Origin of the sequence: Sphaerothrix gracilis Ecp01 (assembly GCF_030405905.1) — a bacterium.
GTDB lineage: Bacteria > Cyanobacteriota > Cyanobacteriia > Phormidesmidales > Phormidesmidaceae > Sphaerothrix > Sphaerothrix gracilis.
The window spans coordinates 323,942-334,984 of sequence record NZ_JASATW010000003.1 but is presented as its reverse complement, the minus strand read 5'-3'; the positions used below and the strand labels follow the sequence as shown (position 1 = coordinate 334,984).

General features: G+C 54.8%; 10 protein-coding genes and 1 pseudogene. 5 read left to right on the top strand and 6 right to left on the bottom strand.

Features of this window, described 5'->3' with window-relative positions; translation table 11 throughout:
* From QJQ48_RS05065 to QJQ48_RS05055, 3 genes and pseudogenes are all read right to left on the bottom strand, one after another.
* Nucleotides 1-565: pseudogene (locus QJQ48_RS05065) on the bottom strand (ISKra4 family transposase); the annotation flags it as partial.
* 11 nt (nucleotides 566-576) lie between these two features.
* A complete protein-coding gene (locus QJQ48_RS05060; protein ID WP_346290108.1) occupies nucleotides 577-798 on the bottom strand; it encodes a hypothetical protein in 222 nt (73 codons plus the stop codon).
* Between the two features lie 298 nt (nucleotides 799-1,096).
* Nucleotides 1,097-1,726 (bottom strand): NAD(P)-dependent oxidoreductase, encoded by a 630-nt coding sequence (locus QJQ48_RS05055; protein WP_346290107.1) that lies wholly within the window; start codon nucleotides 1,724-1,726, stop codon nucleotides 1,097-1,099.
* 190 nt (nucleotides 1,727-1,916) lie between these two features.
* Here QJQ48_RS05055 and QJQ48_RS05050 point away from each other — a divergent pair, with 190 nt between their 5' ends.
* The gene (locus tag QJQ48_RS05050) at nucleotides 1,917-2,768 is read left to right on the top strand and encodes a helix-turn-helix domain-containing protein (RefSeq protein ID WP_346290119.1); all 852 of its coding nucleotides are present in this window, start codon (nucleotides 1,917-1,919) and stop codon (nucleotides 2,766-2,768) included.
* Between the two features lie 217 nt (nucleotides 2,769-2,985).
* A complete protein-coding gene (locus QJQ48_RS05045) occupies nucleotides 2,986-4,152 on the top strand; it encodes a pyridoxal phosphate-dependent aminotransferase (RefSeq protein WP_346290106.1) in 1,167 nt (388 codons plus the stop codon).
* A 155-nt stretch (nucleotides 4,153-4,307) separates the two neighbouring features.
* On the opposite strand, the gene QJQ48_RS05040 is transcribed toward QJQ48_RS05045, so the two are convergent.
* Complete coding sequence (locus QJQ48_RS05040) at nucleotides 4,308-4,466, bottom strand: hypothetical protein (RefSeq protein WP_346290105.1); 159 nt, start codon at nucleotides 4,464-4,466, stop codon at nucleotides 4,308-4,310.
* 281 nt (nucleotides 4,467-4,747) lie between these two features.
* Between QJQ48_RS05040 and QJQ48_RS05035 the strand changes: the two genes are divergently transcribed.
* Entirely contained in the window at nucleotides 4,748-5,698 is a 951-nt protein-coding gene (locus tag QJQ48_RS05035) for a methylenetetrahydrofolate reductase (protein ID WP_346290104.1), read from the top strand.
* 65 nt (nucleotides 5,699-5,763) lie between these two features.
* On the top strand, nucleotides 5,764-7,317 hold the full coding sequence (lysS, locus tag QJQ48_RS05030) for a lysine--tRNA ligase (protein WP_346290103.1): 1,554 nt from the start codon (nucleotides 5,764-5,766) through the stop codon (nucleotides 7,315-7,317).
* Here the strand turns inward: lysS and QJQ48_RS05025 are convergent.
* A complete protein-coding gene (locus QJQ48_RS05025; RefSeq protein WP_346290102.1) occupies nucleotides 7,314-8,423 on the bottom strand; it encodes a saccharopine dehydrogenase family protein in 1,110 nt (369 codons plus the stop codon). The genes lysS and QJQ48_RS05025 overlap by 4 nt on opposite strands.
* Nucleotides 8,424-8,546: 123 nt before the next feature.
* Here QJQ48_RS05025 and QJQ48_RS05020 point away from each other — a divergent pair, with 123 nt between their 5' ends.
* A complete protein-coding gene (locus QJQ48_RS05020) occupies nucleotides 8,547-9,674 on the top strand; it encodes a WG repeat-containing protein (RefSeq protein WP_346290101.1) in 1,128 nt (375 codons plus the stop codon).
* A 157-nt stretch (nucleotides 9,675-9,831) separates the two neighbouring features.
* Here the strand turns inward: QJQ48_RS05020 and QJQ48_RS05015 are convergent, their stop codons facing one another.
* Nucleotides 9,832-11,022 carry a M20 family metallopeptidase gene (locus QJQ48_RS05015; RefSeq protein WP_346290100.1) on the bottom strand — a complete coding sequence of 397 codons (1,191 nt, stop codon included), beginning with the start codon at nucleotides 11,020-11,022 and terminating at the stop codon, nucleotides 9,832-9,834.
* Nucleotides 11,023-11,043 lie beyond the last annotated feature (21 nt).

Below are 11,043 nucleotides of genomic sequence, written 5' to 3'. Positions count from 1 at the left end.
CGGCATCAACTTTGCCTTGCCATAGAAGCGCTTCAGCTTGGTTAAGGCGCTTAATCGAGCCGCCGACTTTATGCAGATTTTCCACCAAGTGATACCAGTCGAGCACCTCGCGACGCGCGGGGTCCGTTCCCATCTGGGCGATCAGATTCCAGACCCCATCATGCCCGTCGCCTAGGCAAGTTAAAGGCGTTGCGAGAGGCTGTTGATTGACCCACTCGGCCAGCTCATCATTCTGTTGATAGCGGGCGACCATCGCCACTTCGCTGGCAACCGCTTTGTAGTCTTTCCACTGGCAGGGTTCGCCCAAAGGTGTCCGCAACCGCACCTTCCCCCCATCCACGCTCACTTCCTTTAGCTCAGCCAACTGAGGCTCGGCGAAGTCATGGGACTGCACTAGACGTTGCTGGGTCTTGGCCGGGACGCGCATCCCCGTCAAGTAGCTGACATCGTTGCAGGCTTGCGCGTAGGACACGTTGGCGCTGATGCGCAGACAGCAATTCTCTAAATGGGGACTAATCTGACGGTAAGCCCCAACCGATAAGTGTTTGGCCTGAGCGCTGGTCAACACTAACTCCCCTAGGGTGCTTTTGAGCTTTCGTTCTTTGCCGACTTGTGTGCCGCTAACTGAGCCGATAAAAAACGCCCCAGTTCTGGACTCACATGGGCTTGGATTTGCTCACGAACCCTCAGTTCAATAGCTTCGAGTGTCTGCATTGATGCCGGGTCACTGTCTTCATACAGGATTTTGGCAATCGCATCGAGGTGTAGTTGCAGTTGTGCTTTTTGCTCCGGGGTCATGGGGGCTACCAGGTGTCACGGTAGCTATATCCTCCATGCTCTAGCTTTATTCTGCAAACCTGACATGCTCCCTACCAGATCAGCCACCAGGGCAGATGTTCAAACAAGCCACCCAGCGAAATACCGAGCACAGAGAAAGTAACAGCAAGGGCAGCGGTATTTAGCGCAGTGATGGCTTGTCGTCTCGCTTTGCGATCGCCCATATGTGCCTAGATTAGTGCGAGCATTTGATTCGCGTTTTAATTCATACCCAAAATCAGCAATGCCAGCCTCAACACAGCAATGCCAGCCCCAACACCTAGTATGACAAACTAGGCGTTTGGTGCAGATAGGAGCGATCGCCTATCTGTCTGAGAATGAAGTCAGCCACGTCTGGCCGCGAGATTTTCAGCTTTGAGGTTTTGTCGCTGCCGGAAAAGCCATGGCGGTACTGACCCGTGCGATCGCCTGCGATAAAAGCCCCTGGCCGCACAATCGTCCAGTCTAAACCGCTCTGTCTCACCTGCTGCTCCTGCCGCTCATGATCGCTAAACACATGCCGCAAGATTAGCCCAAACATGATGTATTTCCAGTAAAAATTGAGGCTGTTCCAGCTATCGCCTGCTCCCAGCGTCGTTTGGCAAATGAGTCGTCGAATACCGGCTCGCTGCATTGCCTGAATGATGTTTTGAGTTCCCTGCGAGCGGACGGTTCCGGTGAGCTTTTGCCCAGAACCCAATGTGCAAACCACCGCATCTTGCCCCTGCACAGCTTGCTCCACAACGGCAAGATCTAGGACATCGCCCTGCCAGAATTTAAGATTGGCGTGCTGAAGATTCAGCTTGGCCGGATGACGCCCAAAAGCGGTAACGATATGCCCCTGCTCAAGCGCCTGCTCCACAACTTGACGACCGACGCTGCCAGTTGCTCCAAAAACCAGTAGCTTCATGATTGCCTTCTCCTTGATCTACAACACCCTCAGCTTAGGCAAGCGATCAATTCTCAACTATCTCGTTCTTGCGTTACTTGTACGATCTTGCAGCCAGTTGTTAATTCTTTTAGACTTAGGCGATCGCAGCTTTGACTATGATTGAGACAAGGCATATTTGGTTAGCCCTGTGCAAAATCCTGCTATCCCGCTGACTGAAACAGATTGCCCACCCCGCCCGTTTGACCCTGCGCAGCTTGGGGAGAACATTCGAGTTGCATACCTGCAAAATGCCGCTGGAGAAGGGCACTACCACGCCGAGGACGAGCATACGCTGTTCTTATCGCTAGCGCCGCGTCCGCTGCCCTATGTGCAAATTCAAGATGGCAAGACCTATACGGGGCTGTACCGCCGAGGCGACATACTGATCACGCCAGCGAATACACCGCTGTTTGTTCGCTGGGAAGGGGAAGAAAATTGCCTGCAGCTCCAGCTCAAGGCCGAGTTTTTGCAAAAGACTGCTAATGAAACCCTGAATCAGGGCAGCAATCGCTGTCAGCTATGGCCTGAATTTCAGGTTCGTAATGCCCAAATTGAAGCGATCGCGATGATGCTATTAGCAGAATCGCAACAGCCAGTCTGGGGAAACCAGCTTTATCTAAACTCCCTCGCCAATGTTTTAGCCGTCAGTCTTCTCCGGCATCATACGACGACAAAGCCGCCGTTGCCCCTGTATGAGGGCGGTTTGTCACCGCGCCAGTTGCAGCAAGTTTTAGACTATATTGAGGCTTATCTAGACCAGGATCTGAGGCTGGAGCAGCTAGCCCAACTGCTCGACATCAGCCAGTTCCATTTCAGTCGTCTCTTTAAACAGTCCCTCGGTTCATCTCCTCACCAGTATCTAATTCAGCAGCGAGTCGAGCGAGCCAAAAAATTATTGAAACAAACGGAGCAATCAATCACTGATATTGCCCTCATCTGTGGATTCAGCAGCCATAGCCATTTGAGCAAACAGTTTCGGCAAGTGACGGGGATGACCCCTAAAGCGTACCGAGCAAGCTAGGCCAACCATTCGGCTGAGAGGAGTATCCTAGCGAACTGCCGGAGGGATCTAAGCCAGCACGACAGTTGCTGTAGAGGTGGAGAGTTTGCTGCAGCCGTTGGACTTAGCTCGTCAATCCTGTCAAAAGTTAAAAATCTGGCAACTGCCAACATTAAAAGGTTTTAAGCTAGTCAGAATCGTAAGTTAATATCAGCCGCTTTAATAGCCGGGAACGCCTATGAAACTGTCTGCTCGAATCACCCAAGTCTCGCCGTCAATGACCTTGGCAATCTCTGCTAAAGCCAAAGCTATGAAAGCTGAAGGCTTGGATGTGTGTAGCTTCAGCGCGGGTGAACCCGACTTCCCTACCCCCGACCACATTTGTGCCGCTGCCAAGCAAGCTCTAGACGAGGGCAAAACTCGCTACGGCCCCGCTGCCGGGGAACCGGAACTGCGGCAGGCGATCGCCCAAAAACTGCAGACCGATAACGACCTTTGCTATGCCGCCGAGAATATCATCGTCACTAATGGCGGCAAACATTCTCTCTACAACCTAATCACGGTGCTGATTGACGCAGGCGACGAGGTAATTATCCCCGCTCCCTACTGGGTCAGCTATCCCGAAATGGTAAAGCTAGCCGGGGGCACGCCGGTGATCGTGCCCACCGATTTAGAGAGCGGCTTCAAGATTACGCCGGAGCAGCTCCGCAAAGCCATCACGCCCAAAACTCGCCTGTTTGTGATGAACTCACCTTCTAACCCGACGGGTATGGTCTATACGCCAGACGAGATTCGAGCGCTGGCTGAAGTCGTGGTGGAAGCTGACATTTGGGCGGTATCAGATGAAATCTACGAAAAGATTCTCTACGACGGGGCTGAGCATCTGAGTATTGGCGCGGCCAGTCCAGAAGCGTTTCAGCACAGCATTATTAGCAATGGGTTTGCCAAAGCCTATTCCATGACGGGCTGGCGTTTGGGTTATCTAGCTGGGCCTACGGAGCTAATTAAAGCCTGCAGCACGTTGCAAAGCCACAGCACCTCTAATGTGTGTACGTTTGCCCAGTATGGGGCGATCGCGGCTTTAAAGAGTTCACAAGCCTGCGTGGAGGAAATGCGGCAGGCTTTTGCCCAGCGGCGGCAGTATATTGTTGAGGCGATTCGGGCGATGCCGGGGCTGACCTGTCCCACACCGCAGGGGGCATTTTACGTGTTTGTGGATATTAGTCAGTTGGGCATGAAGTCTTTGGACTTTTGCAACGGTCTGCTAACCGAAAAGCATGTGGCGACTGTACCTGGCTTGGCTTTTGGCGCGGACGATTGTATTCGTATTTCCTATGCTACGGATCTAGATACGATTAAGCGGGGGATGGAGCGGATGGAGGCGTATATCAAGGCTAATCTGTAGGCTTTCGTGGGGTGGGTGACGGGGGCGGGTTTTGTTGATGAGTGGCGGTCGTAGCGATTGGTTACAGACTAAACCCGCCCTTACGGTGTGAGTTATGGCGATTAGTTATCGGCTAGCGTGTGCTTACGGTGTGGGTTTTGGTGAGCGGTTATTGGCTAGGCTCGTCTTGACGTTACTTTGAGCGTGGCGTTGAGCTGCGATCGCAAAGATTTCTTGCCATAAGCCATGTTTTGCGGCAGAGAGTACTTACCCAGCGAGCAGGCAATTGTTAATTCATGTTCTAACCGGATGGCAATGACTATAGCCCTTGGCAAATAGTTAATTTCTGCTGGTGGAGGAAAGCCAGTTGTAGTGGCTATGGGGAGAACTGGACCTCCGCAGAGAAGTTATACTAACCAAACGGCTCAGGATTTACGCACTTGACAAGATTTTGGCTAACTGCGAGATTTCCCGGCTGTCGCCATCCCCTCTATTCAAGGGGGCAAGAGAGATCCTGTCTCTACCATTGGTGTCTCCAATTTTGAACGGCGTAACTTCCACGGCTCTTTAAAAACGCACTTAGACCTCTCTTTAAATCCAGGAATTCAGACTTTTAATGACTGCCGCTCAGCTCAGTTCCCCGCCTGCCAGTTCCTCGCTGCATCGCTTTCGTCAAGCCGCGCAGGCGGGGCAGTTTTTGATTACGGCTGAGGTGATGCCGCCTAAAGGGGGGGATCCCAGTCACATGATTGAGATGGCCCGCTGCCTGCAGCCGCGAGTACATGGGGTCAATATTACCGATGGCAGTCGGGCAGTGATGCGGATGTCGTCTCTCGCGGCGGCGGCAATTCTGCTGCAGCAGGGAATTGAGCCAATCTGCCAGATGGCCTGCCGCGATCGCAATCGCATTGCCCTGCAGGCTGACCTCATGGGCGCCTATGCCTTGGGCATTCGTAACATCCTGGCCCTCACTGGCGACCCGGTCAAGGCAGGCGATCACCCCGAGGCTAAAAGCGTTTTCGATTTGGAGTCAGTGCGGCTGCTGAAGCTGATTTACCAGCTTAATCACGGCTTTGACATTAACGAAAAGCCCCTAACCGATCGGCCCACCGACCTGTTTGCCGGGGCGGCGGTAGACCCGCAGTCGCGGAGCTGGTCAGGGCTGCAGCGCCGATTTGAGCGCAAGCTGGAAGCCGGAGCGCAGTTTTTCCAAAGCCAGCTCATTTCCGACTTTGAGCGACTAGAGAAGTTTATGGATCAGGTAGCTGCAGGCTGCGATCGCCCGGTTTTGGCAGGTATTTTTCTGCTGAAGTCGGCTAAAAATGCCCAGTTTATCAATCGCTGCGTACCGGGAGTGCAGATTCCCCAAGCGACAATTGACCGCCTAGCTGCCGCTAGCGATCCGCTGCTAGAAGGGATGAAGATTGCCGCCGAACAGGTGCAGGCCGCCCGGCAGCTCTGTCAGGGCGTGCATCTAATGGCGGTGCGGCGAGAAGACCTAATTCCGCAAATTTTGGATTTAGCTGGAGTTGCCCCCATCAGAGCGATCGCTGAAACCGCGTCCTAACTAGGCGATCGCGTTGGGCCATCCCTTTCTATAATGGGAACTTGTCAAAATTCGTCAGGACTCTAATGGCCTCAGATCAATCGCGCTCGGCTGCCCAAAGTGCCTCTAGCCTAGAGGAAATTCGCGCTACCCGGCTGGAGAAAGCTCAGCAGCTCCGCGACCTGGGTTTTAATCCCTACCGCTACCGCTGGCAAACCACCCATACGGCCGCGGATTTGCAGACTAAGTTTGCCGATCTGCCCAATGGGGAAGAAGTGGATATAGAAGTGGCGATCGCCGGACGAATTTTGGCCCGCCGCGTCTTTGGCAAGCTAGCTTTTTTCAACCTGCAGGATGAAACCGGCACGATTCAGCTCTATCTCGATAAGAAAAAGATTCAGGCAGGTATGGCCGATACCGATGCCAGCGCCTTCACCCATCTCAAACAGCTCACTGACGTAGGCGACATTTTAGGCGTCAAAGGCAGCCTCCGCCGCACTGACAAAGGCGAACTCTCAGTTAGCGTTCAGGAATACGCCATTCTCACCAAAGCCCTGCTGCCGCTCCCTGACAAGTGGCACGGCCTCACCGACGTGGAAAAGCGTTACCGCCAGCGCTACGTCGATCTCATCGTCAATCCAGAGGTGCGCGAAACCTTTCGTCGCCGCGCTCTGATTACCACAGGCATTCGCCGCTACCTAGAACAGCGCGGCTTTTTGGAGATTGAAACGCCGGTGCTGCAGGGAGAAGCGGGCGGGGCGGAGGCGCGGCCCTTCGTGACCTATCACAACACCCTGGAGCGAGAGCTTTACCTGCGCATCGCCACCGAGCTGCACCTCAAGCGCATGATTGTCGGCGGCTTTGAAAAAGTATTTGAGATTGGCCGTATCTTTCGCAACGAGGGCATCTCCACCCGCCATAATCCTGAATTTACCAGCATCGAGTTCTATCAGGCTTACGCCGACTACCACGACTTTATGGCACTGACCGAAGCCATGATTGCGGAAGTGGCCCAGTCGGTGCTAGGCACAATGCAGATTACCTATCAGGGAGAAACCGTTGACCTGACGCCTCCTTGGCGCAAAGTAACCATGCACGAGCTGGTGCAGGAAAAGACCGGGCTAGATTTCGCCCAGTTTGAAACCCTAGATCAGGCTAAGACAGCGGCTGCCGCAGCCGGATTGACCCACTTAGAAGAAATAGACTCTATTGGCAAGCTGCTGAACGAGGCGTTTGAGCAAAAAGTAGAGGCGACGCTGATTCAGCCTACTTTTGTGATTGACTATCCGGTAGAAGTGTCCCCCTTAGCTAAGCCCCACCGCAGCCAGCCGGGCTTGGTTGAGCGTTTCGAGCTGTTCATTGTGGGCCGCGAAACTGCCAATGGCTTCTCAGAGCTGACCGATCCGGTCGATCAGCGGCAGCGCTTCGAGCTGCAGGCGGCCCGGAAGGCGGCTGGGGATTTGGAAGCGCCAGGCGTAGACGAAGATTTTCTCATGGCCCTAGAGTATGGGATGCCGCCCACCTGCGGCGAAGGCATCGGCATCGATCGCCTAGTGATGTTGCTCACCGATGCCGCGAGCATTCGCGATGTGATTGCCTTTCCGCTGCTGCGCCAGGAAAAAGCTGAGGTGGACGACTAGGAAGCTGTCAGCGATCGCGTAATTTTAATTTCCCGCTGCCGCATAGCTTGCTCAAACTGGGCCGTGGTCAGCGCCTGCTCCACTGGCCAAACGCCTGGCTGATCTAGTTCACCAGCGAGCATCATCTGCGCTACGCTGCCGGTGCCATAGCCTGCCGCAACCGCCGTATCTTCCTGCATCAGGGTTGAGACATAGTGAGTCGGCTGGCCGTCTTTTTGCCCTGCAATATCGGCGCGCATGGCAATGCCTGTGCCGCTAAAGCGATCGCTGAGCTGGGTCATCTGGTAGCTAGCTTTAGCTAACAGCTCAACTGTCTCTGGTCGGCGCAGCCAGTCTTTGGGCACGGCATGGGCCATCAGCCAGGTGAGATGGTTGTAAAAATTGGGCAGCGAACCGAACTTAGTGATCACGGTTTTGAGCGGAAAAGACTGGGGCAGCGTCATCGCTTCTACCGTGCTGAACCAGTAGACGCCGCAGCGGCCATAGGGAGCCGGAAAGTCTACCGTCTCGCGCTGGCTGTAGGGTTCAATCTCTTGCCACTGACCGTTCACCCAGGCCGGAAATAAATGCTGCAGCTCTAGAAACGTCGTGCGCATCACTGTGACGCCTGCCCCGCCTGAGCCAGCCACCACGTAGCTCAGCTTCACTTCATCAGCCTGATCAAGCTGCTCAACACCCTGACGCACCATACTGTTGGAGATGCCGGGGAACACGCCCGTACTGACAACTGCTGTGACGCCTGCCGCTGACGCCTGCGATCGCAGCGCTAGAGCTTCTCTGACATAAGGGGGATTATCGGCCACGTCTATATAGGGCTTGCCCAAGGCAATACAGAGCTGCAGCACCCGGTCGTCGCGATAGCTAAACGGCCCGGCACAGTGAATAGTTAAATCATGAGCCGCGATCGCCCCGCGCAGCGCCGCCTGATTGTCCAAATCAAGGCCAATGCTCTGCACCCGCTGGGGGCTTCGCTGCGCCAGATCTAACTGCGATCGCCCAGTGCGACCGCTGAGAGTCAGCTTGGCTTGGGTGTTTAAGAGCAGGTCTTGCGCCACGCTGCTGCCAATACGCCCTGTACCCCCCAAAATAAGAACGGATTGTGTCATTACGGCCCACCTAGCTAAGCGGACATCTTGTTGTCCCGTTGACTCAATAGTATAGGTAAGTTTACGGTCAAAAGCTGGGCTTTAACGTTAGAACGAAAGGGATGGCTATTTTGGCTCAATTTAATGGTTGCTGTGCCCCGCTGGGAATCGTCTGGGTTAACGCTTGCTAAATCCTGCATTTTAGGGTTCACTATCTTGGCGGTTGCTGGCTGCGATCGCCCGTCATCGCAGCTAGAAGCCCAAAGCGTTGTTCCTGTGGTACAGCCATTGCAGATGAGCCTAGAGAAGTCCACGCAGATGAACCAGCCCCTGCTATTTGATGCTGCCAGTGATTTTGAAAACGGCATGGCGGTTGTACGCCTGGGCGATCGCCTGGGCTATATTGACGCCACTGGCAGCCTGGTTATTAATGTCATTGACCCGAACATTACGCTGGTTTCAGCCTTTGCCGACAACCGGGCGATCGCTCAGGCCGGAGACTATTTTGGCTATATCGATCGCAGCGGTGACTGGGTGATTGATGTCCAGTTTCGGCAGGCCAAACCTTTTTCAGAAGGACTGGCGGCGGTGCAGGGCGGTACGAAATATGGCTACATTAACCCTCAGGGAGAGTGGCTGATTGAACCCCAGTTTGATTTAGCTGAGAACTTTTCGGAAGGGCTGGCGGTCGTGAAGCTGCAGAGCCAGTATGGCTATGTTGACCCCACCGGCAAGCTGGTGATTATGCCGCTGCTCCGGGATGCCTGGAGTTTTTCGGAGTCGCTAGCGGTGGCTAAAACAGGGGACAAATACGGCTATCTTGACCCGACAGGCGATATGGTGATTGAGCCGCAGTATGATGGCGCTTTCAGCTTTTCTGAGGGACTAGGACGGGTGCGGCAGGGAGATCAGTGGGGCTACGTTGATGCGGCAGGCGAAATGGCGATCGCCCCTGAGTTCGACTTTGCGGCTGATTTTGCCGAGGGCTACGCAGTGGTCTTGGTCAGTGGCAAGTGGGGTTATATCGACAAAACAGGTGAGCTGGTAATTGCGCCTCAGTTTGACTATGCGGCTGACTTCTCCGGCGATCGGGCTGTGATTCAGCAAGGGGGACGCTACGGCTACATTGACAAAACCGGCGAGATTGTAGTCGAGCCGAGCTTTGCCAGCGCCAGCAAATTTTCGGAGGGATTGGCGCGGGTGCAGGCGGGCGATCGCTGGGGCTACATCAATCCGGCAGGGAGTTTAATCACCGGCCAAACTAGCCGCTAGAGCGCTAGGATCCCCCCCTACCCCCCTAATTCAGGGGGCGACAGCCGCAAGGATCTTAGGAGCAGTTAAAGTCTTGTCAGGCGCGTAAGTCCTATTTAATTGAGTCTTTCGACTTAGCCCATCTGATCACAAAATCTTAGACCGATTTGTGAATGTCCTAGGCGTCGCGGCCAAACTGCTGCCAGTACTGATAGGCCGCATAGGCCATCGTTACAACACCCGTGACAATCGCTGACTCATCTACCTCAAACTGGGGATGGTGCAGGGGATAGTTGGGCTTGTTGGCAAAGCCGACCCCCAAGCGAAACATTGTCCCTGGTGCCTGGTCAAGATAAAGCGAAAAATCCTCAGCCCCTAGAGAAGGCTCCATCAAAATCTGGACGCGATCGCTGCCCCAAGCCTCCTGCGCCGCCATTTCCACAATTTGGGTCAGGGCCGGATCGTTCTGCACCGAAGGAACGCGCCGCTGATAGTTCACCTCATACTTAGCCCCAAACGGCTGACAGACAGCCGCTACAATCTGCTCAATCCAGTCGGGCAGTTCTTCGCTGGTTTCAGGATGCAGCGATCGCACCGTGCCCAGCAGCTTGACCTGATTGGCAATCACGTTGGGGGCCCGCCCCCCAGAAATTTGCCCAATCGTTAGCACCACCGGACGCAGCGGGTTGTGAGTCCGGCTGATGGCCTGCTGCAGCGTGGTGATTACCTGGGCCGCAATCCAGATGGCGTCAATCGCCTCATGGGGCCGGGCGCCATGCCCCGATTCCCCCAGAATGATAATTTCCAGATCGTCAGCGGCTGCCGTCAGTGCCCCATAGCGAATGCCCACATGACCGCCCAAAATAGTGGGGAACACATGCAGCCCCAAAATAGCGCTGACATCCGCCATCACATTATCTTCCAGCATCCAGCGGGCACCCTGGGCCGTTTCCTCCGCTGGCTGAAAGATAAAGCGTGTAGTGCCCGGCAGGGTTTCCCCTAGCTCTGCCAGCAGCATGGCCGTACCCAGGCCCACCGTTGTGTGTACGTCATGGCCGCAGGCGTGCATAATGCCGAGCTGACGGGAGGTGTGGGGCAGTTCGGTCTGCTCCGGAATGGGCAGAGCGTCCATATCGGTGCGTATCGCCAGCCTGGTCTGCTCTGGATTGGCCCCCTCGAGTTCTGCCACGACCCCTGTTTTGCCAACAAATTCCTGAACGTGGAGGCCGCAGGAAGAGACGACGCCAGAGACATAGGCTGCAGTCTGGTATTCTTGGCCGCTCAGTTCGGGGTGGCTGTGGAGATGACGGTAAATTTCAATTAGGCGAGGAGAAATCTTTTCAGCGATCGCTTTTATCCGGCTGAGCATGGAGAGTTATGAATCAGTTAA

Coding starts and splice junctions, on each gene's coding strand:
- lysS (WP_346290103.1), top strand. CDS start 5,764: ATGGCCTCAGATCAATCGCGCTCGGCTGCCCAAAGTGCCTCTAGCCTA.
- QJQ48_RS05025 (WP_346290102.1), bottom strand. CDS start 8,423: ATGACACAATCCGTTCTTATTTTGGGGGGTACAGGGCGTATTGGCAGC.
- QJQ48_RS05020 (WP_346290101.1), top strand. CDS start 8,547: ATGGTTGCTGTGCCCCGCTGGGAATCGTCTGGGTTAACGCTTGCTAAA.
- QJQ48_RS05035 (WP_346290104.1), top strand. CDS start 4,748: ATGACTGCCGCTCAGCTCAGTTCCCCGCCTGCCAGTTCCTCGCTGCAT.
- QJQ48_RS05045 (WP_346290106.1), top strand. CDS start 2,986: ATGAAACTGTCTGCTCGAATCACCCAAGTCTCGCCGTCAATGACCTTG.
- QJQ48_RS05055 (WP_346290107.1), bottom strand. CDS start 1,726: ATGAAGCTACTGGTTTTTGGAGCAACTGGCAGCGTCGGTCGTCAAGTT.
- QJQ48_RS05060 (WP_346290108.1), bottom strand. CDS start 798: ATGACCCCGGAGCAAAAAGCACAACTGCAACTACACCTCGATGCGATT.
- QJQ48_RS05015 (WP_346290100.1), bottom strand. CDS start 11,022: ATGCTCAGCCGGATAAAAGCGATCGCTGAAAAGATTTCTCCTCGCCTA.